The 22423-nt window shown below is 47.5% G+C and carries 20 protein-coding genes; 9 read left to right on the forward strand and 11 right to left on the reverse strand.

Going from position 1 to position 22423, the window contains the following annotated elements; translation table 11 throughout:
* Positions 1 to 21: 21 nt before the first annotated feature.
* The 8 genes from yqeH to spoVAC all read right to left on the reverse strand — a co-directional run bounded on the left by yqeH (position 22) and on the right by spoVAC (position 8281).
* Positions 22 to 1149 carry a ribosome biogenesis GTPase YqeH gene (gene yqeH, locus M1D71_RS21030; protein ID WP_017687184.1) on the reverse strand — a complete coding sequence of 376 codons (1128 nt, stop codon included), beginning with the start codon at positions 1147 to 1149 and terminating at the stop codon, positions 22 to 24.
* Entirely contained in the window at positions 1146 to 1673 is a 528-nt protein-coding gene (locus M1D71_RS21035) for a YqeG family HAD IIIA-type phosphatase (protein WP_458123503.1), read from the reverse strand. The genes yqeH and M1D71_RS21035 overlap by 4 nt, the downstream gene beginning before the upstream one ends.
* Before the next feature lie 110 nt (positions 1674 to 1783).
* Entirely contained in the window at positions 1784 to 3997 is a 2214-nt protein-coding gene (locus tag M1D71_RS21040) for a DUF4129 domain-containing transglutaminase family protein (protein WP_458123504.1), read from the reverse strand.
* Positions 3994 to 5241 carry a DUF58 domain-containing protein gene (locus tag M1D71_RS21045; RefSeq protein WP_458123505.1) on the reverse strand — a complete coding sequence of 416 codons (1248 nt, stop codon included), beginning with the start codon at positions 5239 to 5241 and terminating at the stop codon, positions 3994 to 3996. The genes M1D71_RS21040 and M1D71_RS21045 overlap by 4 nt, the downstream gene beginning before the upstream one ends.
* A 3-nt stretch (positions 5242 to 5244) precedes the next feature.
* Positions 5245 to 6201 carry an AAA family ATPase gene (locus M1D71_RS21050; RefSeq protein ID WP_062835567.1) on the reverse strand — a complete coding sequence of 319 codons (957 nt, stop codon included), beginning with the start codon at positions 6199 to 6201 and terminating at the stop codon, positions 5245 to 5247.
* 207 nt (positions 6202 to 6408) lie between these two features.
* On the reverse strand, positions 6409 to 6759 hold the full coding sequence (spoVAE, locus tag M1D71_RS21055) for a stage V sporulation protein AE (protein ID WP_458123506.1): 351 nt from the start codon (positions 6757 to 6759) through the stop codon (positions 6409 to 6411).
* A 5-nt stretch (positions 6760 to 6764) separates the two neighbouring features.
* Positions 6765 to 7781, reverse strand: coding sequence for a stage V sporulation protein AD (gene spoVAD / locus M1D71_RS21060; protein ID WP_336762046.1), 1017 nt, complete (start codon positions 7779 to 7781; stop codon positions 6765 to 6767).
* On the reverse strand, positions 7778 to 8281 hold the full coding sequence (spoVAC, locus tag M1D71_RS21065) for a stage V sporulation protein AC (protein WP_458123507.1): 504 nt from the start codon (positions 8279 to 8281) through the stop codon (positions 7778 to 7780). The genes spoVAD and spoVAC overlap by 4 nt, the downstream gene beginning before the upstream one ends.
* 793 nt (positions 8282 to 9074) lie before the next feature.
* On the opposite strand from spoVAC, the gene M1D71_RS21070 reads away from it, so the two are divergent.
* Together M1D71_RS21070 and M1D71_RS21075 are read left to right on the forward strand one after the other, a co-directional pair.
* A complete protein-coding gene (locus tag M1D71_RS21070; protein WP_336762047.1) occupies positions 9075 to 10148 on the forward strand; it encodes a M42 family metallopeptidase in 1074 nt (357 codons plus the stop codon).
* A gap of 180 nt (positions 10149 to 10328) precedes the next feature.
* On the forward strand, positions 10329 to 10649 hold the full coding sequence (locus tag M1D71_RS21075; protein WP_458123508.1) for a hypothetical protein: 321 nt from the start codon (positions 10329 to 10331) through the stop codon (positions 10647 to 10649).
* Between the two features lie 229 nt (positions 10650 to 10878).
* Here the strand turns inward: M1D71_RS21075 and M1D71_RS21080 are convergent, their stop codons facing one another.
* Positions 10879 to 11586: a metal-dependent hydrolase gene (locus M1D71_RS21080; RefSeq protein WP_458123509.1), complete on the reverse strand. Its 708-nt coding sequence runs from the start codon at positions 11584 to 11586 to the stop codon at positions 10879 to 10881.
* Positions 11587 to 11863: 277 nt separating this feature from the next.
* Between M1D71_RS21080 and nirB the strand changes: the two genes are divergently transcribed.
* The 4 genes from nirB (at position 11864) to M1D71_RS21100 (ending at position 16348) form a co-directional block, all read left to right on the forward strand.
* Complete coding sequence (gene nirB, locus M1D71_RS21085) at positions 11864 to 14293, forward strand: nitrite reductase large subunit NirB (RefSeq protein ID WP_458123510.1); 2430 nt, start codon at positions 11864 to 11866, stop codon at positions 14291 to 14293.
* 57 nt (positions 14294 to 14350) lie between these two features.
* Positions 14351 to 14677, forward strand: coding sequence for a nitrite reductase small subunit NirD (nirD, locus tag M1D71_RS21090; protein ID WP_145323375.1), 327 nt, complete (start codon positions 14351 to 14353; stop codon positions 14675 to 14677).
* A 49-nt stretch (positions 14678 to 14726) separates the two neighbouring features.
* The gene (locus tag M1D71_RS21095) at positions 14727 to 15509 is read left to right on the forward strand and encodes a formate/nitrite transporter family protein (RefSeq protein ID WP_458123511.1); all 783 of its coding nucleotides are present in this window, start codon (positions 14727 to 14729) and stop codon (positions 15507 to 15509) included.
* Between the two features lie 209 nt (positions 15510 to 15718).
* Positions 15719 to 16348: a YfbR-like 5'-deoxynucleotidase gene (locus M1D71_RS21100; RefSeq protein WP_458123512.1), complete on the forward strand. Its 630-nt coding sequence runs from the start codon at positions 15719 to 15721 to the stop codon at positions 16346 to 16348.
* Between the two features lies 1 nt (position 16349).
* Here M1D71_RS21100 and M1D71_RS21105 read toward each other — a convergent pair whose 3' ends face one another.
* Both M1D71_RS21105 and M1D71_RS21110 read right to left on the reverse strand, forming a co-directional pair.
* The gene (locus M1D71_RS21105) at positions 16350 to 17171 is read right to left on the reverse strand and encodes a response regulator transcription factor (protein WP_458123513.1); all 822 of its coding nucleotides are present in this window, start codon (positions 17169 to 17171) and stop codon (positions 16350 to 16352) included.
* Positions 17164 to 19083, reverse strand: a complete 1920-nt coding sequence (locus M1D71_RS21110) for a cache domain-containing sensor histidine kinase (protein ID WP_458123514.1) — start codon at positions 19081 to 19083, stop codon at positions 17164 to 17166. Before M1D71_RS21110 ends, M1D71_RS21105 begins: the two co-directional genes overlap by 8 nt.
* A 138-nt stretch (positions 19084 to 19221) precedes the next feature.
* Here M1D71_RS21110 and M1D71_RS21115 point away from each other — a divergent pair, with 138 nt between their 5' ends.
* The 3 genes from M1D71_RS21115 (at position 19222) to M1D71_RS21125 (ending at position 22322) form a co-directional block, all read left to right on the forward strand.
* On the forward strand, positions 19222 to 20523 hold the full coding sequence (locus tag M1D71_RS21115) for an ABC transporter substrate-binding protein (protein WP_458123515.1): 1302 nt from the start codon (positions 19222 to 19224) through the stop codon (positions 20521 to 20523).
* A 100-nt stretch (positions 20524 to 20623) separates the two neighbouring features.
* Positions 20624 to 21496 (forward strand): carbohydrate ABC transporter permease, encoded by an 873-nt coding sequence (locus tag M1D71_RS21120; RefSeq protein WP_458123516.1) that lies wholly within the window; start codon positions 20624 to 20626, stop codon positions 21494 to 21496.
* A 1-nt stretch (position 21497) separates the two neighbouring features.
* A complete protein-coding gene (locus tag M1D71_RS21125; protein WP_458123517.1) occupies positions 21498 to 22322 on the forward strand; it encodes a carbohydrate ABC transporter permease in 825 nt (274 codons plus the stop codon).
* Positions 22323 to 22423 lie beyond the last annotated feature (101 nt).

Genomic DNA, 22423 nt, shown 5'->3' on the forward strand with positions numbered 1-22423 from the left:
TGTACAGGTTCTGAGATTACATTAGATTAAGGATGGGCGGATCTGTACACGAATACCTTTTGGAGCATGCACAGCAACAAGTGCTCCAATATCGCCATTCACCTTAATCCAGCCCAGACCAGAGATAAATACATCCGATTGACTGCCGCGTTTGATACGGAATTCATGTCTTGTCCATTCAGCCATCTCTGCTGCATCTTCACGGGTTGGCGGAGATAACAATTCCCCCAAGTGGTCGCGGTACAGGTCATCTGCACGCTCCAGCTTCGTCCGGTGAATATCAAGCGCAGTGCTGATGAAACAAGTGAACGATTGGCGATCTCCTTCAACAAAGTCAAATCGAGCCATGCCGCCAAAGAACAGCGTCTGACCAGAGTTCAACTGATAAACAGCCGGTTTAAGCGGTTTTTCAGGCATGATGGCAGCGAGATCCTTACGGGAAACAATCTCGCTGAAACGCCATGGATACACGATCCCAGGCGTATCAATAATATATTTCCCATCATCCAGCGGAATGTTCACCATATCCAGAGTCGTTCCCGGATAACGGGATGTGGTCAGTTCCTGCTCCAGATCGCTGTAATCACGGATCAGACGGTTAATCAGTGTGGATTTGCCCACATTGGTACCGCCAACCACGTACACATCACGATCTTCGCGATAGGTTCCAACTAACTCAAGCAGTCGGTCGAATCCCTGATTTTGCTTCGCACTGCACAAGACTACATCCACTGTACGCAAACCTTGTTCTTTGGCTTGCTTTTGTACCCAATTCCGAACCTTGTTCCAGTTAGTTACTTTCGGAAGCAAGTCCGTTTTGTTCACAGCAAGCAAGACCGGATTGTTACCTACAAAACGTTGCAGACCGGAGATAATACTGCCATCAAAGTCAAACAAATCAACGATATGGATGACAAGTGCATCCTTATCCCCGATTTTGCTAAGCAGAGCCAGGAATTCGTCCTGATCCACCGTAACGGATGATGACTCATTGTAGTTTTTGATACGGAAACAGCGCTGGCATATAACCGGTTCACGATCCAGTGCCTTCTCGGGGATAAACCCTGGTAATTCCGAATTTTCTGTTTGCAGATGCACGCCGCATCCGCTGCACCTTACGGCAAGGTTGCCGTTATGCGGTTCTGTCATTTCTTCTTTTCCTCCTCAAGCCATAAGCCTTTCCTGCGTAAACTCGTTAGAGCAATTCGTTCCACGCGTCGATTGAAGCGGGTCATGAAGCCTTCGTCCCCAATGGAGATTGGCAGTACCAGAACGGTATATAGCCCCATTCGGTTCCCTCCATAGACATCCGTAAGCATCTGATCGCCTACTACAATCGTTTTTTCAGGAGATAACTCCATCATTTTCATTGCTTTACGAAACGGTACATTCGATGGTTTGCGTGCACTATGCACAAACTGGATATCCAGCGGGGTAGCAAACAGGGATACACGATTCAAATTGTTATTGGACACAATCATCAGCTTGAAACCTGCCTCTTTCACACGTGCAAACCATTCAATCAGTTCGGGCGTAGCGTCAGGGGCTTTGGCTCCAACGAGTGTGTTATCCAGATCAGTTATAATTCCACGGTAGCCTTGAGCGTACAGCTCTTCCAGATTAATGTCAAAAACCGTGTCTACACGCAGCTTGGGCATTAACATTTTAAACAAAGAAGTCACCTCAGTTTCATACGACACACTATATCACAAATCCGTCTTTCCTGAAAATGCATACAGCGCCTGATGGCGTAGGAAAAAAGGAAAAACGGGACGGGCTGCAACTATGCCCGTTCCGCTTTCAGTTCCTTCCGCAGCTTCAAGGCTGTCTGATAGACACCCTTCCAGTCGTCGGCAGTTACGGAAGCCGGACTGTAGCGAGTCTGTTCAAACTTCATGAGAAGCTCATGCAATGTAGCTTCTGCAGCTGGTTTGGCCTGGCTCCAGCGGTTTACCGATTCACGAAGTGTCTCGTCTCCGCTCCGGGTCAGACCTTTGCGTTTCACATATTGTATCCAACGCTCGGTCTCTGCCACCACCTTCTGTTCAGGGGTGAGCGGTCCACCTGTCCGTAAACGAAGCAGGAGGAATCGTAAGGAGAAGCGATTACGCCAGAACATATATGCTATCCACAATACGATGATGGCTCCTGCAGCCCAGATGACAAAAGTCGGGATGGTGGACGAGGCCTGCTCTGGTGCAGGAGTCTGCTCTTCCTCTTGTACCGGCTCCTCTTCTGGCTGTTCTTCAGGCTCATCTACAGGCTGTACATCAGGTTGTTCCGTGAGCAAAGGCATATCAAAGCCCGGCGTTGCTTCAACAGGAATCCAGCCATACTCACCAAAGTAGACCTCTGCCCAAGAGTGTGCATCTGCATTCGTAACGGTGTAAGTCGTCTCAATCTCCGCGCCAGGTTGACGTGGAGCCTGCATGTCCGAATTCAGGGACAATTGTCCAGGCGCATAACCTTTAACCCACCTTGCAGGGATGCCCTCCGAGCGCGCCATCATTACCAGCGCAGTGGAGAAATAGTCACAGTAGCCTTCCATAATGTCAAACAGGAAGCCTTCCACAAAGTCGCTGCTTACTTTTCGAGATAAATCCGGATTGTTCGTGTATTCAAAATTGGTTTGTAAATAGTTTTGCAGTAATGCTACTTTTTCATACGGGGTATTCGCAGATGCCGTTATTTCAGTTGCCAAATCTGACACCCGGTCAGGGAAACGGGATGGTAACTGCAAGTACATATCGTCTGCCGGATTACTGTTGTACAGATCTTCAAAAGACTTTGTACGCAGCTCATCCTCCACAATCACAGGAGCTTCCGATACGATGGTGTACGTCTTGGGATACTGTGGTTGCTGACGGTCTGTCACCACATGCAGTTCAGCCTGTTCAGCATTCCACAACATACGTTCTGCTCTGTCCTCACCGTTAATCGAACTCACTTCAGCGATCGAATACGCACCAAAGAGAATCGGATAAACATTATCATTCAGCATCGTTACATTCTGGGTTACTTGTTTGGTATTCACGTTTCCGGATTCATCATTCTCCAGAGGCTGTCCTGCTTCAACATTCTCTGTCGCACCCCGTCCCCGGTCATCCCAGCCTGTACCTGTATACTCTGCACGTGTCTCACCGCGCCAGTAACTACGCTCATTGGTGGTGACAGACATGACAGGAGTATAGTCGAAGTTGAACCCTCCACCAAGCTGATTGTCTTCCCTGCTGTATCCCGATTCGGTAGCCGCCGGAATATCAAGGTTGCCGTTACCAGCCTGACTTGTGGACGTACCAGTATAGTTACGCCACGCCGTATATGGGTCTGTCAAGGTGGGTGGAATCTCCGGCATATTGACGCTGGCCACAATAATTAAAGAAAAGATAATGGCAATATTGGCCAGGACTTTATAAGGATGACGGATGATTCGCTTCCAACCTTGTGGATACTGTAGCTGATAATTGCGGAAATGCTGACATACGAGCCATCCCATCCCTGCAAACATCACCCACGCGATTTCAATCCAAAGTGGGATCTGGGTGAAAGAATCGAGAATCCCCATCGAAATGATGTTGACACCCAGAAAAACAAGAATGCGACGTGTGGTGGTCACGAGGCGAAGGGCAACTTCAAGCATCACCCATGCACACAGGGAGAACCAGATGTACGGCGTCATATGCAATATAAATTGCTCCGCTCGATCCGTTAAAGAGCCATAAGGGATGTATACCATATAATCAATTAGTGTTTTATGCAAAATGTAACCGACGACAACCGCCTTGATGATCGTGCGAAATATCGTTTTGAAGGGCAGAATGACCTCCAGCACACAGACCGCTGCAAGTGTCCATAACACCAGAGAAGTCGTTTCTGTATACCACGATTCCTGTGTAAATGAAATCCACTGCATTCCAATGAGGAAAATCCAGAGCAATGATGCTGCATGATACCAGGATCGTTTGCCTGTAACACTTTCAGTTCCTTTTGTACTCATACAGAACCTCCCCCCATCACCGTTGGAAGCTCCTGCAAATGAGAAACAGTGAATGACCTCGTGCCTCTTCCACGCAACATGGCATTCCACTGGGCACTCCGGCGGGATTCACTGGTATCGATCAGAATATGACATGGAGTCATGCCCCGCGTATCGGCCCAGCGCAACAGTTCTAATATTTTCTCATCCTTCTGGGGAGAAATCACGACAAAGTAAGCTCCCTGAGGCAGTTGACGTGCGATTCTTTCCACGCCAGGCAACAGCTGCGTATCCTGCCCGTTATGTTGAATATCCACCAGATGATGTATCATCTTCTGCCGTTCCAACAGACTTTCACTGGGGGCCATGAAGGATGTCTCGTCTGACAATGTCAACAAGCCCATTCCCATTCGTTCTCTGGCACCATACTCCAGCAGAGAGGCAGCTGTGGACACGGCAATCTCAAATGCATCCCCATGTTCATAACTTGATGCTAGCCCATCGAGAACCAGAATGGTTTTGGGTACCGACTCATGCTCGAACTCCTTGGACTTCCAGTTCCCTGTCTTCGCCGTTGCATTCCAGTGAATGCGGGAAAGTCGATCTCCGTATACGTAGTCACGCACACCATTAATCTGGGTCGTCTCTCTTCGCGAGCGGGTTAGAGCCGTCTGAGGACCGGATAACCGTGATTTGCGGTCGTATAGCTGCCAATATGGAATAAATACCGTTCTTGGCAGTACTCGAAACTCACCTTTGGCCTTAAACTTTCCTCGATGTTCAATCAATCCAAATATGTCCTCGCTGGCGCATTCTGTTTCTGAAAAAAAATACTTGCCCCGCTCAAGTGGTGGTGTCTGGAAAGACAACTCGCCATTTCCTCGCATATTGGGAATCAAACTTTCCTTGAACGACCAGGATTCCCCGTTATGCCGGTGCAGCATTTCACGTACTACAACATAAGGAAGCGGGAGGAATCCCGGAATAGTCAGACTCAGCTGTACTTGAACCTGATCACCTGCATGCAATAATCCTTCGTGGTCCGGGCCAGAGGATAGCTTTCGCACTCCTTGAGCACGTCTCACTCCGCTAAATCCGGCAATGGCAAGATACACACAGAGCAGGGTCACCATCGACAGCAACATGAGGGATGTCTTCCCGCCCTGAAACAAAACATAAGCCAGACAGCACATCCACACCATTGCGATGCTCCATACGCGTGGGTGGCGCAGTCCTCTGTTCACTGTACTCAAAAGCGGCTTCATGAACTATTGCCCCATGGAGACGGGCACGCGAACCTGCTGAAGTACGGCATTCAGAACGGCCTCGGAACTCATACTGTCCAATCTCGATTCGGGACGGAGCACAATACGATGAGAGATCACATAAGGGGCCATCGTCTTCACATCATCCGGAAGCACATAATCACGTTCTTGCAAGAAAGCAAAGGCCTTCACGGCCATCATAAAGGATATGGCTGCCCGTGGGCTGGCACCCAGCAATACAGATGGGTGGGAGCGGGTTTGACGAACAACATCCAGCAGGTAGTCCATGACAGGATCACCGATAAAGACTTCCTTGATCTCCTGTTGGATTGCCGAGATCTGATCCATATGGGTTACGGATTCAAGCCGATCTACAGGCTGGCCCAACTGATGCGTCTTCAGCAGGGTTTTCTCAATTTCTTTATCGGGATAACCGAGACTTATTTTCAACATAAACCGGTCAAGTTGCGCTTCCGGCAATGTGTACGTACCTTCAAAATCAATCGGATTCTGAGTTGCACAGAGCATGAACGGGTGTGGCAGATCATACGTATCGCCATCAACGGTTACACTGCGCTCCTCCATGACTTCGAGCAGAGCTGACTGGGTTTTCGTTGTTGCCCGGTTAATCTCATCAGCAAGCAAGATGTTGGTCATGACGGGGCCTGGACGGAAATAAAAACGCTCATCCTTCGGATGGAACACAGATACACCCGTAATATCACTTGGTAAAATATCAGGATTACATTGAATGCGTCGATACTCTCCGCGCATGGATTTCGATAATGCCTTGATCAACTGCGTTTTGCCAGTTCCTGGTACGTCTTCAATCAGAACGTGCCCGCCTGCAAGCAAAGCTGTAAGTAAAAGTTGAATTTCAAAGGATTTCCCCATAATGCAGGATTCCAGATTCGAACGAACTGCGGATATGATTTGGATCGACTCTTTGCGCACAGGCATGTGGTCTAACCTCCTAAAAAAGCATACAGATTTCCTTTTATTGTACATGATCCGGGGTCACGAGTACACTCGAAGGAACTCACAATTTGTTTCCAACCCGTCAGATTCACCGCAGTTCACGCATGAATACGACAAAAAGGCTCGGATAGAGTTATCCGAAGCCTCTTCTGAATCGCAATATGTTCAAGTAGATTTCCCCATTCTATGTTAGCCTTTTGGTCTAACCACCAATGCCGCGAGAAAAGAAAAGATGATCGCTGACGAAATCCCCGCCGCAGTCAGATCGAAAATCCCTGTAATCACACCCAGCCATCCCTCTTTTTCCAGCTCCGTCAATGCCCCGTGCACCAAGGAATTACCGAAACTTGTGATGGGGATGGTAGCACCCGCACCTGCAAATTTAACCAAGGGGTCATACAGGCCAAATGCATCCGCAAGCGCACCTGTTACAACAAGTGTACTCATGGTATGAGCTGGCGTCAGTTTAACCCCATCCATTAGAAGCTGTCCGACAACACAGATCAAACCGCCAACAATAAATGCCCACAAGAACTGCATTACCTTTATCCCTCCTTTTCTATGGCTACGGCATGAGCAATACAGGGAATACTTTCACCCTGCTGGTACGAAATTGGAGACAACAGTGCCCCGGTAGCAACGACGAGCACCCGCTTAAGATCACCCTTCTGCATTCGGTTCAAAATATGACCATAGGTTACGGTGGCAGAACATCCGCAGCCACTTCCCCCGGCAACAACATAAGGTTGTTTCTCCCGATCATAGATCATCAGGCCGCAGTCATTAAAAACCGTCTGTTCCATGGGAATGCCTTCTTTTTGTAGGAGTTCTTTCGTAATCGGCAGACCGACGGAAGCCAGGTCCCCGGTCACAATGAGATCATAATAGCCGGGCTCCAATCCCGTATCCCTGAAATGAGAGATTATAGTGTCGGCTGCTGCTGGAGCCATGGCTGAACCCATATTAAAGGGATCTTTGATGCCCAAATCCATAATTCGTCCAATAGTGGCTTTGGTAACAACGGGACCGTCACCCGTACGGGAGACCACACCACACCCTGATCCTGTGACGGTATATTGCGCATAAGGCGGCTTTTGGGAGCCATACTCCGTCGGATACCGAAATTGTTTCTCCACCGTACAGTTGTGGCTCACCGTTCCTGCAAGGACATAATCTCCAGCTCCCGAGTCAACAATCATGGAGGCCAAAGCTAATGTTTCCATGGATGTGGAGCAAGCACCAAAGACACCCAGATAAGGTGCTCCCAGTTTTCGTGCTGAAAAGGAACTGCTGATAATCTGATTCATCAGATCTCCACCAACAAAAAAGTGAAGCTCTTCCTTGGTGATATTTGCATTAACCAAAGCCAGTTGGGAGGCCTGTTCGAGCAGTTTGCGTTCTCCCTTTTCCCACGTCTTCTCGCCGATCTCGAGGTTGTCATAGACATAATCGAAATCAGATGACAATGGACCCTCGCCTTCTTCTGGTCCTACGACTGCAGCTTTACCGATGATCCGCGGACGATTCTCAAACTGCCACGTCTGGCGACCCAATCGTTTCATAAGTGCCCACCTCCGAATCCTAAAAAGGCGTAAACAATGCCCACGACAAATGCTGCCACGACACCGAACACGATAACGGAACCAGCAAGCTTGAACATGTTGGCCCCTACACCGAGCACCAGTCCTTCAGCACGATGTTCCAGTGCGGCAGAGCACATGGAATTGGCAAATCCGGTAACCGGCACAGCGGTACCCGCTCCTGCCCATTGAGCCATTTTATCGTAAACGCCCAGACAGGTCAGAATAACCGCTATAAGGATCATGACAGCAACCGTTGGACTGGATGCTTCCTTCGATGTCATGTCGAAGCCAGCCATAAAAGCCTCCTGAATGGCCTGTCCGATCAAACAGACGGTTCCACCAACCAGAAATGCCTTGAGGCAGTTTTTCAGGATCGGCCGAGGCGGCTCATGTTTTTTCGCGACTTTCTTGTACTCCTTTTCATCCATGGACAGAGACGATGATTTTTTTGAGCTTCCGGATGCAGATTGAGCTGGCAAAATACAAGACCTCCTTTATGTGAATGAATCAACAGCTGCGGCTGATGAATGCCTATGTGTGTAATCCTCTATACATTGTTTGTTAATGATCGGTAGGTTATGTATCCGGCGACAGACAGCATATGTTTCCAACAGGATCAAGCCGTGGAAGCAAGATTCGATTATGCCGGATCTCCAGAGTTATTTGATTACGTCCTATAAATAAAGAAGAACGATCACGAGCAAGATAAAAAGAACGATAAACAGCACTTTTTCAGTGCCCTCTTCCGGAGGCTTCATCTGATATCCCGGCTCCTTTCCTGTGTACTAACAAGCGAATATGAAGCATGAAGAACTTCAAAAAATGCTGACCTTTCCTCCGTATATTCATATTCACTCAAGCGGCGACAGGATTGCGACGACAGCGGATAGAATGATAAAACTAAGGCACGATACGGGCCCAAATTATGCCTTAAATACGTGACATAAACATGGACAATCACTTGCGCAAGGTTCATACTGTAATGTGACCAGTGGTTAAATAACAAGTCCTCAGCATCTTAAAGGACATGTTCAAAAAGTCTGATTTTCAGTACCGAGAAGATGGGATGAAGCTAGAAATGGAGTAGCGGAGCGTAGGAAAACTACGTGAGCAACGGACATTTCGGCTGAATTTCATATTCGATGCTGATCATGCTGCTAGGCATGATTCGTAATCAAAAGTGGACTTTTTGAACTACATCTTAGAGGACAACAGGCGGGTAGCCGTTCTACTGTGACCTGAAATACATACCAACAGAGGAGTTGTTGACACATGAATGAAAAAACGATGGATATGTTCCGCACGTTAACGGAGTTCCCTTCTGCATCCGGTTTTGAACGTGAGCTTCGGGGCTGGATGAAAGAGCAACTTTCCGCTTATACCGATGAATTCGTACAGGATCGTCTTGGGAGTCTTTTTGGTGTATTACGCGGGGAGGAATCCGGCCCTAAAGTTATGGTAGCCGGACACTTTGACGAAGTAGGTTTCATGACTACGGGCATTACGGAAACGGGTATGGTCAAATTCCGTCCACTCGGTGGATGGTGGAGTCAGGCTGTACTGTCTCAACGACTTGAAATTATCACACCTGATCGCCGAATTATCGGGGTTGTTGGTTCTACACCTACGCACTTGCTCGACGAATCCCAACGGAGCAAACCTGTAGATCTGAACACCATGTATCTCGATATTGGAGCGGACAACCGGGCCGAAGCAGAATCCTGGGGCATTCATCCTGGGATGCAGATCGTGCCGATCTGTGAATTCACACCCATGGCCAATCCGAAGAAAATTATGGCTAAAGCGTGGGATAATCGTTATGGCGTTGGACTTGCCCTTGAACTGGTTGAAGCGCTGCACAAGGAAAAACTGCCTAATACGCTCTATGCTGGTGCAACGGTTCAGGAAGAACTGGGGCTTCGCGGTGCACGTACAGCTGCCAATCTGATTCAACCGGATATCTTCTTCGCACTCGACTGTAGCGCCGCGAATGATATGACAGGTGATAAACAGTCATTTGGACATATCGGACAAGGGGCATTACTTCGTATTTTTGATCCGGGTATGTTCACCCATCGCGGAATGGTGGAGTATGTGCAAGACACGGCTTCATCCAATCAGATCAAAATGCAGTATTTCATCTCGCCAGGCGGTACCGATGCAGGTCAAGTTCACCTGAGTGGAATCGGTGTACCTTCAACGGTAATTGGTATCTGTGCCCGTTATATTCACACCTCTTCCTCCATCATTCACACAGACGACTATGATGCAGCCAAGGAGCTGATTGTGAAGCTGGTGAAAGGTCTGGATCGGACAACGATGAATACCATCATTAATAACGCGTAACAGTTGATAAGAGACCTCCTAACTATATCGGGAGGTCTCTTTTTTATGTTCACAACGATATCAGTTGAACACATTTACACAGAAAGGTTATTCTGTCATCGGAGTGGCAAGTGTAGGGAATTACACATAAGATACAATAACGGTAGATGATTCAAACACCAAGCAGTGGGGGACCTGTTTATGGCAGTGAGAAGGAATGGAAAATCAAATAAAGGTTCTAAAAAAACAAATGCCGCCAACACCCTTCTCAATAGCAACCTTAAAGGGAGAAATCTGGAACTTATCGTTGCAGCATTACTGGTAAGCGGGAAGTTAAGAGTGGATGCGGTCACATTGTTTCGAGAAGCCACTTTGGTCGTTGAACTGGTCGGACAATATAAAACGTTACAAAATATTACACCGTCAAATCAAGACAAACTGGTGCAATTCCTGGATGAGATTGGTGGGGATATGACGTTGAATGATGTTATACGGGCTTTCCAACAGAGAATCAATTTTTAAGGCCAAGAAATGAGGTTGAAGTGATGTCTGACTTTGACGGAAATGGGTTCGCTGAACTATTGATCATTGTCATTCTTGTTGTTTTATTTGTATTTGGTTCTTCCGATATTGACGATCTAACCGATTCACCTTCTCAATCCTGAATTGGCGTACGTATTACGCTCCATTCATTATGAAATGCGTAACTATAAACGCCAGTCCACAATATGCGGGCTGGCGTTTTTGGTGGCTATAAAAATAGCGGTGAGAATGCAATCCAGGCCAAAATAAGGGTAAGCACAATGCAGACATTCTCTACAACGGCTCCACGCTTGGTTCCTGTACTCATCAGATTGGCTCGTATGCGCCACTTGAGCGGTGGTAACGGACGGATGCCCCGATTGGTCAAAGAATCAGCCAACAAGTGCATCGCATATGCCGTACCTCCCGCTACCCAAATCTCCGGTCCCTGCTGCTGGGTCGTGCTGTAAAGTAAGCCAGCCCATATTGCGGTTCCATATAGGGTATGTGTCAGCCCCCTGTGAGTTAGGGTGGTGCAGAGCATTAACAGACTGCCTGCAATCAGATTCCATGGCGCGAATGAGTGACCATAGAAAACGAGCCCTAGTCCAATCGCAAACATCAGCACTTTGCGTAGTGAACGCGAGGGTAGAAATGACACAAGTGCAATGAGGATCGCAAGCAACAGGTTCCACGGTTTGGCATGAACATAAAAGTACACAAATACAGCTGTCGGCAAAAGAATGGTCTGTAACAGCCTGATCAGGCTATTAGGCAATGCTCTCGATACCAGCAGCGAATTCGGCTCATCGATGTCAGGCAATAAGGAACCAATCAGAGCAACTGTAACTGCCGGTGCAGTTACCGGCATACCAGCCAACTGAAGTACAGAAAGTGATACGCCTGTCCCGATCATCAGGTGGGATCTTCCCATCATGGTGCAAAAACTTCCTTTCGAAGAAATAGGGAACATACATAGCCCACTTTTGATAGTACAACGAAACCAAAACAAGAACAATAGTTCGTATTTCCTTATTTGTATGAAAATAAATATCACTTTCTGTGATGGGGCTCACATCATTATATTTATGACTCTTCTATCGTTATTAGTGAATTAAATCACATAAACTATCGTCAACTACTTGTATAATTTCAAATATAAACCACTAAAATTGTTGGTAATGTACAGCGTCTATCCAAGGAGGCATACACACATGAACGGAAAAAAAGAGAAACTCGTTATCATTGGTAACGGAATGGCAGGAATCAGTACTGTAGAACAAATTTTGAAATTAACTTCGCGATTTGATATTACCGTTTTTGGCAAAGAGCCCTACCCTAACTACAATCGCATTATGTTGTCCTATGTATTGGAAGGAAGCAAAACACTGGATGACATCGTGTTGAATGATCTCCACTGGTATCAGGATTATGGTATTACCCTCCATACAGGAACAACCGTAACCCGCATTGATTCGGATACCCATGAGGTCGTGACGGAGGATGGAACTCGCTTCCCTTATGACAAAACCATCATTGCGACTGGCTCTAACTCCTTTATTCTCCCCGTACCTGGACATGACAAAGAAGGTGTCGTCGGTTTCCGTGATATCGCCGATTGCAATGTCATGCTGGAAGCTGCTAAACAGTATAAACGAGCGGCCGTTATCGGGGGCGGATTGCTTGGCCTTGAAGCTGCCAAAGGGTTGGTACAGCTCGGCATGGAAGTTACCGTAGTGCATTTGATGCAAGATCTGATGGAACGTCAGCTCGATCCGCAAGCTTCAGCCATGTTGAAAGCTGAATTGGAACGTCAGGGTATCCGGTTCAAGATGGGTGCGCAGACTTCCGAATTGCTGGGCGGCGAACGGGTTGAAGGGATTCGTTTTGCTGATAATTCCGTACTGAATGTTGATTTTGTTGTCATGGCTGTAGGGATTAAACCCAATACAGTTGTAGCCCGTGAAAGCGGTATGGAAGTGAATCGGGGCATTGTCGTAAATGACTATATGCAGACTTCACTTGAGAATGTGTACTCGGTCGGGGAATGTACAGAGCATCGCGGGGTATGTTACGGCCTCGTTGCCCCATTGTTCGAACAAGGCATGATTCTGGCGAAACATATCTGCGGGGTTGAGACGGCTCCTTATGAAGGTTCTGTTGTATCAACGAAATTGAAAATTTCCGGTGTGGACGTCTTTTCAACCGGTGAATTCATCGACAGTCCGGAACACACCGTCATTTCGCACAAAGATGACTGGAAACGGACTTACAAAAAAATTCTGCTTCGTGACAATAAAATGGTTGGTGCCGTGCTCTTCGGTGACATTACGGATTCTGCCGAATTGCAAAAGCTGATCAAAAATCAAACCGAAATGACCGAGGAATTGTACGGTTCACTCATGGGCACAGGCTGCGGCGGTCATAAGAAAGCAACCTCTGTTGAAACGATGCCCGAGGACGAGATCGTCTGCGGATGTAACGGGGTGACTAAAGGAACTATTGTCGATGTAATTACAAATCAGGGCCTGACCACTGTAGATGAAATCAAAGCCTGTACCGGTGCAACCCGCTCTTGCGGTGGATGTAAACCGGTTGTGGAACAGATTTTGCAATATGTACTTGGAGACAACTTCAGTACGGGAGCCAAACAGGGCATTTGCGGATGTACATCTATGGGACGGGATGAGATTGTAGCCGAGATCCGTCAAAAAGGATTGCAAACGACCAAAGAGGTCATGAATGTACTTGGATGGAGTCAGCCAGAAGGTTGTTCCAAATGTCGCCCGGCAATCAACTATTACCTTGGCATGATTGCACCGGATACGCACGAAGATGAGAAGGAATCCCGTTTTGTTAACGAACGCATGAACGCGAATATTCAAAAAGATGGAACTTATACGGTTGTACCTCGGATGTATGGCGGGGTGACTACACCGGCAGACCTCAAACGCATCGCTGACGTTTCCGTCAAATATGATGTTAAAGCAGTCAAAGTGACTGGCGGTCAGCGTCTCGACTTGATTGGTGTCAAAAAAGAAGATCTGACTAAAGTCTGGGCTGAACTGGATATGCCTTCAGGTTATGCATACGCCAAATCGCTGCGCACGGTCAAAACATGTGTCGGCTCCCAATTCTGCCGATTCGGTACACAGGATTCCATGGCTATGGGCGCCAGAATCGAACGCAAATTCGAACGTCTAGATCTGCCAGCCAAGTTTAAATATGCCGTCAACGGATGTCCGCGGAACTGTGCCGAAGCATGTACAAAAGATATCGGTATCGTTGGTAACGACGGGGGCTGGGAAATCTTTATCGGCGGCAACGGCGGTATTAAAGCAAGACTTGCTGATTCCCTATGCAAAGTAAAAACGGATGAAGAGTTAATCGAACTGTGCGGAGCCATCATGCAATATTACCGCGAGACAGGTAACTATCTGGAACGGACTTCCGAATGGGTGGAACGCATGGGTCTGGAACATATTCGCTCGGTTGTCGTGGATAACCTCGAAGAACGAAAAGCTTTGATGGAGCGGATTGAGTTTGCACTTGAGCATGTTGAAGAACCTTGGCAAAAAGCGATTCGCAATGAAGAAGGCCAAAGTAAAATGTTCTACGGCATCGAAGTGTCAGCTCGTCCATAAGCAAGTTGGCAAGATGAATCGGGATCAATGTTAAATAGATAAAAGGAGTGGTTCAAGATGACGACAAAACAATCAGGCACCTACTTCCCTGCCGGAGTAGTTGAAGACTTCCTACCGCGCATCGGAAGAGTAGTTGAAATTAAGGATCATCAGCTTGCTGTCTTTCTGGCATCGGATGGCACCATCTTCGCTGCGGATAATCACAACCCCCACCCTAAGGGGGGGCCGCTGGCTGAAGGTATCGTGTCCGGACATTATCTGTACGATCCACTGTATGATTGGAAAATCGACCTGACTACCGGTATTGTCCAAGCACCGGACAACGGTCAAGTACAGATGTATCCAGTGAAAGTAGAGAACGGCCAGGTCTGGATTGCAATATAGCTCCATTGAAACATTCAAAGATTGATGCAAAATAATGGGGGAAACCGTGATGTATACACCAAGTGTTGAGGGAATTATTGAAGCTGCGGTTAAAAAACGCGATCAAATGAATGCAAGCCTGCCACGTTACATGGTTGCTGCCTTGATGGCTGGTGCCTATGTAGGACTTGGCATCGTTCTGATCTTCAGTATTGGTGCTCCGCTCCTTGCGGCGCAGTCACCACTGCAAACCATGTTGATGGGCATGTCCTTCGGACTCGCGCTCACACTGGTCATCTTTGCCGGATCGGAACTGTTTACAGGTAACAATATGTTCTTCACCATGAGTACGCTGGCTGGCCGAACCACAGTTAACGATACGTTGAAGAACTGGGGGCTCGTCTTTATCGGTAACCTGCTCGGTGCCATCCTGCTAAGTTTGCTTATTGTCGGTAGCGGCCTGTTCAAGACGGCTACGCCGGACCATCTGCTGTTTGTCGTCTCTGCCAAAAAAATGGCCGCTCCCGTATCTGAGTTGTTCTTCCGCGGCATTCTATGTAACTGGCTCGTCTGTCTGGCGATCTGGATGGCCGCTCGCTCCAAAGAGGATATTGCCAAACTTGTTCTTATCTGGTGGTGTCTGTATGCATTTATCGCAAGTGGCTATGAACACAGTGTTGCCAATATGACATTGCTGTCTTTATCCTGGCTGCTGCCGAACCACCCGGATACGATCACTATGGCAGGCTGGTTCCACAACATGATTCCGGTGACACTTGGTAATATCATCGGTGGTGCCCTCTTTGTCGGAATGGCGTACTGGTACACTTCGCCGGTGCGAAAAAAAGCATGATCGTTGACCCAACTGCACTTATCTACGTTAGGTAGCATAACATTTGCACAGATGAAGCCACGATGGATGACGAACTCACGTTCAGTCATCCATCGTGGCTTTCTGGCTTCATTTTACATTCAATGCATACATCGTTAATCCGTGGTTAATATAACTGAAGTATAGTCAATGTATACGCCCACCTAACTTGTAAAGGATGATCTCTTCTTATGGGAATTCATACGTACTTCAGATCACTGAATGATCTTGAACGCATTATTCGGACCCCTGGCAAATTCAAGTTCGAAGAACATTGTGTATCCGCCCATTCCTGGAAAGTGGTTCAGTACGCCAAAACGTTGGCCGATATTGAAGAACAGCAAGGCGTAAGCATTGATTGGAAAAAGTTATACGAGATTACCAGCAGTCATGACTATGGCGAAATCTTCATCGGTGATATCAAGACCCCGGTCAAACATTATTCACTTGAACTTCGTTCCATGCTTCAGCAGGTGGAAGAAGGTATGGTTGAACATTTTATTAATGAGAATATCCCGGAAGAGTTCAAAGAAATTTTCCGCAGACAACTGCGTGAAGGCAAAGACCAATCGATCGAAGGACTGATTCTCGAAGTTGCAGACAAGATGGATCAAGTGTACGAAGCTTTTGCGGAACTGCAACGGGGTAACACGGAGAAAGAGTTCATCGTCATGTACCGTTACGCGCTCGTCAAGATCAAAAACATTGATCTCCACTGTGTCCGTTATTTCCTCAATCATATCCTGCCTGATATCATCGAAGAAGGTATTCGATCCCCGTTTGATATTCGCAAAATAACTGAAGAAGCTTTACTTCAATAAATTAGCTCAGGTCATCTGGATCCCCATCATCCACGGACAGGGCTTTTTTTCGTTGCTGTAAGCTCAATCGATACTCACTAGGATACATCCCCGTTTTGTTTTTGAAAATCCGGCTGAAATAATGGGAATCACTATACCCTACCGCTCCGCCGATCGTCTTGATATCCATATTCTCGTGTGTAACGAGCATGCGTTTCGCTTCATTGATTCGCAAGCCTGTCATATATTTCAGCGGAGTCTCCCCCGTCACCTTCTTGAAGCACTTCCCCACATAGTCCACACTAAAATGCATCTGCCCCGCCATATCCTGGAGTGTAATCTCATGCATGTAATTCTGCTTCAGATACAGCTTAACGGCCTCGGCAATATCCTCTGGCTTCACCTGCTCATCCAGCACAGCACTGACATGGGCAAGCGAATCCGTAGCGCTCCCGAGCTTCAGTTCCATCGCATCCAGCAGTGTACGAAGCTGTTCTTCGGACAATGGTTTGAGCAGATAATCCTCCACTTTGTAACTGATCGCCTGCCGTGCATATTCAAATTCATGATAACCACTCAGGATCACAATCTTCACATGCGGATAGGCAAAATACAGATATTTGGCCAGTTCCAATCCGTTCATCACCGGCATCTGAATATCGGTTACGACCAGATCAGGTACGGAATGTTCGATCAATTGTAAAGCTTCCTGACCGTTCCTCGCTTCACCAATCACTTCGAACCGGCTGTCGAGCTCTCTGAATTTGCGCGAGACATTACGGCGAATCAAGGCCTCGTCCTCCACAATAATCGTTCTGTATTTGTTCGTCACGGGTTCAGTCATGCTCCTTTCGAATGGAACCACCTATTGTAATCTGGACACCGCCGGAAGACTTGTTCGTAATCTGCATCCGAGCTGCCGTGCCATACCACAATTTCAAGCGGACCCAGATGTTCTTGAGTCCCATCCCGTTAATCTCAAGCTCAGGCATACGCTCCCACTCCTGTGACTGTTCGATATAATGCAGGATTTTGGCAAGTGCCTCAGGTTCCATGCCAGGCCCATTGTCTTCAACGTAGATCTGCCAGGTCTCCTCTACCGTATCCAACTCTCCAGTAATGACCAGTTTCCAAGGGGGCGTATCACTCAGTCCATATTTCATGGCATTTTCGAGTAGTGGTTGTACCATTAACATTGGAACCTGAATATGTTGCATTTCAGCCGGAATATGGAACTCATAGTACAGGTCATCTTCAAACCGAATCTTCATACACTCCAGATACCGCTCACAATAATCCAATTCCTGGGACAGTGGAACGCCATTCTTGCCCGGAGTAGAGATATAACGGAGCATGGACGCAATATTTCCGCAGAATGCGACAATCTGTTTATTCATGCCTTCTTCCGCCATGATGCTAATATTTGTGATGTTGTTATAGAGAAAATGCGGGTTCATTTGGGATTGCAACGCCAGTAATCTCGCTTCTGTCTCCTGAGATTTCATCGCCAGCCTGTCCTGAAAGGACTGTACAAGCTGCTGATTCAACCGGATAAACGTATCATTCAGCTCATCCATCTCCCGGATGGAACCGGGATGCTCCAGCTTGAACAATTGGCCTGAATCCTGACCCGATACCAGATCGTTTTCACCCGTTTTCTGAATAATGCGCTGCAAGCGATGTAGTGGCAAAGTGACCCGTTTCGATATGAGATATGAGAGGATCAAGATCAGCATCAGGGTAGCTAACGTGGCACCGATAAACATCACAGCCATCCGGTTCAAGTTGGTAAAAAGGGACTGCTTGGACTGCATGACAACAACGGTCCATCCCGTCTCCTGTGAAGTCATGTAGGTCATCATTTGCTTGGAATGATTCAGAGGATCAGTCACTTCCTGCATGGTATCGGGCGGAAATGTACGATTTTGAATCAAATCCACATCGTCGAAATGGCCTGCTTGGGAAGCATCGGCACCCGAAGAAAGTGGATATAACCGTGTATTTTGTTCATCCATCACATAGATGCGAAGATCGTCGTTACTCGCCTGCAAATCATTCAAATGCTGGAACAGAGTTCCGGCATCCTGCAAAATCTCAACTACACCCTGGCTGACATAATTGCCATCTTTGTATACCCGGGTAAGTGAAATGTAGGGTTGATCCGCTTTCCCCTCGCCTGTTGGCATGGGCAAAGCTCCCCCCTCTAACAGACGGATTACCCGCCAGCCACTCCGCTCCCATGTTTCCTTGTACCACGGTCGCTGAGTCAGATCCACCGACAGTTGACCGTTGAATGCACCCGCTCCCAACATCTTGCCGTTCACGTCATAGATATTGGCCTGCTTGGCTGTATTGGAGCTGCTGATGATCGCCAGAATGACGTCAATCAGTGTGGTTGTATCTTTGTACAGTGCCGGATCACTCGTCATTGTCCGCTCACTGTCCTCCGCTGGTGCCAAATAATGACTGAAGTGTTCCTTCACCAGATTGGAGTACACGATATTCATGGAGAAGTTATTCATTTTCACCACTTCCTGATCCAGATTGCCGACAATCGATACTCCCAGTTGCTTCTGCTGCTCTTCACTTCGATGACGAATGTCACTCGCAAGAAATACGTACAGAAGCCCTGCCACAATGAGAGAAAAGATAATAAATACCGCAGAGTAATAGGCAAACAGGCTTTGCTGAAGCGTTCCAAATCGATACCTCAATCCCCACACACCTCGTCCTATGATCATATCTGTTACATCCATCGAAAATGTCCACCCAACAGAACGCTTTTGTCTATTGAGCATATCCCTTGTTCGCAGTAAAGTTATCCACATAAGAATACGCTTACATTAAGCGTTTAGGCAAGTGACAATTTTCTTTATATTCCGGGAGGTTCAATAATGAGAAAACGATTTCTATTTTCGCTTGCAAGTGTGCTCCTGCTCTCCACCCTGCTACTTGCCGGGTGCAACTCAGGGAAAAATGCGGAAGGTTCGGGCAAGGTGACCCTCACGTTTGGAACGAGCCAATCAGGTATTCCACGTACAGGCATCATGCAGACGATGGCCAAGGAATATGAGCAGGAGACAGGGGTCAAAATCGACTTTCAAGTCGTACCTGACGCACAGTGGCGTGACCTGGTCAAGGTGAAGCTGGCCTCTGGCGAAGCACCTGACATTTTCAATGTGGATGTGGACCCACTGAGCATGCCGGCCAACGTAAGACCAGAGGAAAATGCCATCGATCTGACTAATGAGGAATTCACAAGTCGGATGTCGGAAGAGATTTTGCCAACCGTCAGCCACAATGACAAAGTGTACGGGGTTTCTTTTGCCCCATCGAAAATCTGGTATGTGTACTATAACAAACGTATATTCGCAGAGCTTGGCATCGAGCCTCCTACATCCTATGCGGAATTCAAGGCAATCAGCCAGAAAATCAAGGATAAAGATATCATTCCGTTCTATCAGGCACCGGCCAGTGGATGGTATCAGGTTCTGCCTTTGTTCGAAACGGGACCTAACTATGAGCAAACGACAGCGGGAACGTACGAGAAACTGAACAATAATGAGATGAAAGTGGCCGATATGACACAGCTCAAGACGGTCATTGAGCAGTTGAAGGAATTTGCGGATCTCGGTTATTTCGGCAAAGACTTCTTGTCCAATACGGTAGAAGCGGGAATTGAAGCGTTTGGTCAGGAGAAAGCGGCTATGCTGCTGCGGGTGCCAGGTACTGAAAAAGAAGTTTCCGAAGCGTATCCGGCGATGGAAGACAATATGGGATTCTTCGTCATGCCTTGGGGAGACAATCAGACGATAGGGGTGAACCCGGGCGGTTCGGCTGCCATGTTCGGCAACAAAAACAGCAAACACCCCGAAGAAGTGCTGAAATTCTTCCGTTGGATCACCGAGCATGATCATCTGCAACGTGTGTTTGATGAAGGTGAAGGAAACCTAACAATCTGCTGGCCAGAAATCGAACCAAAGCTGACACAGGATTATATTGATTATGAGAAAAATCATGAAAAAGGTACGGTCATGCAGGCCGCTGTGAAATACATTGATCCACAATGGATGGATATCGGCAAGGACCTGTCAGGCATGTTCGCTGGCGCAATGACACCGGATCAGATTCTGCAAAATATTGATAAACGTCGGGCTGAACAAGCCAAAGTGTTGAAGGATGAAGCGTGGCAATAACAGCGCAAATCTCAGATAAACATACACGCTGAACAGAATTACAAGCAGCGGGCATTTGCCCGCTCATGTATTTTGGTAGGAAGGAAAGGTGTTACGGATTATGAATGCGAACAAAATCTATCCCTGGTATTTCTCATCCGGAGCGATTGTATTATATCTGCTGTTCATTGTCGCTCCCGCTCTGCTCGGCATCTATTATTCCTTCACCGACTGGAACAGCTATAGTTCGGAGAAGAACTTTATCGGTCTGGAGCATTTCCGAACCATTCTGGCGGGTGATCCAACCTATCTGCTTTTTATTAAAAATACAGTCCTGTTTACCCTCGTTACCTCCATCGCCAAGACCGTGCTGGGCTTATTCCTGGCTCTGCTGTTGGTCAGCGGTGTAAAGGTCGCGAATCTGCACCGGATGATCATCTTCTCCCCACAGGTGCTGTCGTTCCTCATTGTTGGACTCGTGTTCAAAAGTCTGCTCGACCCCAACAACGGGTTCGTTAACGTGACCCTGCGTTCCATGGGACTGGACGTTCTCGCCCAGAACTGGCTGGGCTCCCTAACCTGGGCCATGCCATCCATTATGGCGGTGGATACGTGGAAAGGCATGGGGTACATCATGGTGCTGTTCATCGCCGGACTGCTCGCCATCCCCCGCGATTATTACGAGGCAGCGTCCATTGACGGCGCCGGGTTCGGGCAAAAGCTGTTCCGGATCACGATTCCGATGCTGATGCCTACGATTACCATTGCCACGGTGCTCAATATTACGTATGGATTACGGGTATTCGATGCCGTATACGTGCTGACTAATGGTGGGCCTGGTAATGCCACAGATGTGATTAACACGGCGGTCTATTCCTCTTTTGCCAAAGGGTATTGGGGACTGGGTAGCGCCCTATCTACCATTCTGTTTGTCATCATGGCGATCATCTCCTTCTTCATCATCCGTTTGATGAACCGAAAGGTGGAATACTGACATGCGATTGAAAAAAAGATTGGCTTCCATCGGGTTAAATGTACTCGCCTGGCTGCTTAGCCTGGTGGTCCTAATTCCTTTTGTCGTCATTGTATTGAATTCATTCAAGTCGGACGCCGAGGCCAAAGTGTTGAAACTGACACTGCCCGAGAAGTTTATCTTCGAAAATTACAAAATCGTCTATGAACAAGGACACTTGGGAGGTTCTTTTTTCAACAGCCTGCTGCATTCCGGGGCCTCTTCTCTGCTATTGGTGTTTGTTGTGGCCTTCTCGGCATTCACTTTATCCCGTAATCACTCGAAGCTCAGCAAGTTTCTGTACTTCTTCCTGATTCTCGGCATTACACTGCCGCTCAACTACATTCCGCTGATGGAAGTGATGAAGTCGATGGGCATGATCAATTCACATCTCGGCATGATTCTGCTCTATACGGCTATGGGGATTCCGATCTCGCTGTTCATTACGTATGCGTTTGTGTCTAACATCCCGAAGGAGCTGGATGAAGCCGCGATCATGGACGGATGTAATGGGATCAAGCTGTTCCTGAGAATCATTGTACCTTTGTTAACCTCGGTGCTGGTAACGGTATTTGTTCTTAATTTCCTGAGTGTCTGGAATGAGTTTACTGCCCCACTCTATATGCTGAATACAGTGGAGATGTGGCCGATGACCCTTGCTGTGTATAACTTCTTCGGACAATTCAGTGCCCAGTGGAATCTGGTCAGCGCAGATATTGTACTTACGTCATTGCCTGTGTTGATTGTGTTCCTCATTGGGCAAAAGTATATTGTAGGGGGCCTAACTTCAGGGGCGGTTAAAGGGTAAGCTCCACCGACAATCCAAATTCACAAACGCATCTTGTATAAATACATCTGCTGACTCCTCAGCACTAAAAGCCCTTGTCTGCTCATAGTGTGAATAACTTC

It is taken from the genome of Paenibacillus sp. Z3-2 (genome assembly GCF_054161325.1).

What these genes read in the sequence shown, in the direction of transcription:
- M1D71_RS21120 (WP_458123516.1), top strand. Translation starts at nt 20,624, where the DNA reads ATGAATGCGAACAAAATCTATCCCTGGTATTTCTCATCCGGAGCGATT.
- M1D71_RS21125 (WP_458123517.1), top strand. Translation starts at nt 21,498, where the DNA reads ATGCGATTGAAAAAAAGATTGGCTTCCATCGGGTTAAATGTACTCGCC.
- M1D71_RS21110 (WP_458123514.1), bottom strand. Translation starts at nt 19,083, where the DNA reads ATGGATGTAACAGATATGATCATAGGACGAGGTGTGTGGGGATTGAGG.
- yqeH (WP_017687184.1), bottom strand. Translation starts at nt 1,149, where the DNA reads ATGACAGAACCGCATAACGGCAACCTTGCCGTAAGGTGCAGCGGATGC.
- M1D71_RS21075 (WP_458123508.1), top strand. Translation starts at nt 10,329, where the DNA reads ATGGCAGTGAGAAGGAATGGAAAATCAAATAAAGGTTCTAAAAAAACA.
- spoVAD (WP_336762046.1), bottom strand. Translation starts at nt 7,781, where the DNA reads ATGAAACGATTGGGTCGCCAGACGTGGCAGTTTGAGAATCGTCCGCGG.
- M1D71_RS21070 (WP_336762047.1), top strand. Translation starts at nt 9,075, where the DNA reads ATGAATGAAAAAACGATGGATATGTTCCGCACGTTAACGGAGTTCCCT.
- nirB (WP_458123510.1), top strand. Translation starts at nt 11,864, where the DNA reads ATGAACGGAAAAAAAGAGAAACTCGTTATCATTGGTAACGGAATGGCA.
- M1D71_RS21040 (WP_458123504.1), bottom strand. Translation starts at nt 3,997, where the DNA reads ATGAGTACAAAAGGAACTGAAAGTGTTACAGGCAAACGATCCTGGTAT.
- M1D71_RS21080 (WP_458123509.1), bottom strand. Translation starts at nt 11,586, where the DNA reads ATGATGGGAAGATCCCACCTGATGATCGGGACAGGCGTATCACTTTCT.
- M1D71_RS21045 (WP_458123505.1), bottom strand. Translation starts at nt 5,241, where the DNA reads ATGAAGCCGCTTTTGAGTACAGTGAACAGAGGACTGCGCCACCCACGC.
- M1D71_RS21095 (WP_458123511.1), top strand. Translation starts at nt 14,727, where the DNA reads ATGTATACACCAAGTGTTGAGGGAATTATTGAAGCTGCGGTTAAAAAA.
- M1D71_RS21050 (WP_062835567.1), bottom strand. Translation starts at nt 6,201, where the DNA reads ATGCCTGTGCGCAAAGAGTCGATCCAAATCATATCCGCAGTTCGTTCG.
- spoVAE (WP_458123506.1), bottom strand. Translation starts at nt 6,759, where the DNA reads ATGCAGTTCTTGTGGGCATTTATTGTTGGCGGTTTGATCTGTGTTGTC.
- M1D71_RS21115 (WP_458123515.1), top strand. Translation starts at nt 19,222, where the DNA reads ATGAGAAAACGATTTCTATTTTCGCTTGCAAGTGTGCTCCTGCTCTCC.
- M1D71_RS21105 (WP_458123513.1), bottom strand. Translation starts at nt 17,171, where the DNA reads ATGACTGAACCCGTGACGAACAAATACAGAACGATTATTGTGGAGGAC.
- nirD (WP_145323375.1), top strand. Translation starts at nt 14,351, where the DNA reads ATGACGACAAAACAATCAGGCACCTACTTCCCTGCCGGAGTAGTTGAA.
- M1D71_RS21100 (WP_458123512.1), top strand. Translation starts at nt 15,719, where the DNA reads ATGGGAATTCATACGTACTTCAGATCACTGAATGATCTTGAACGCATT.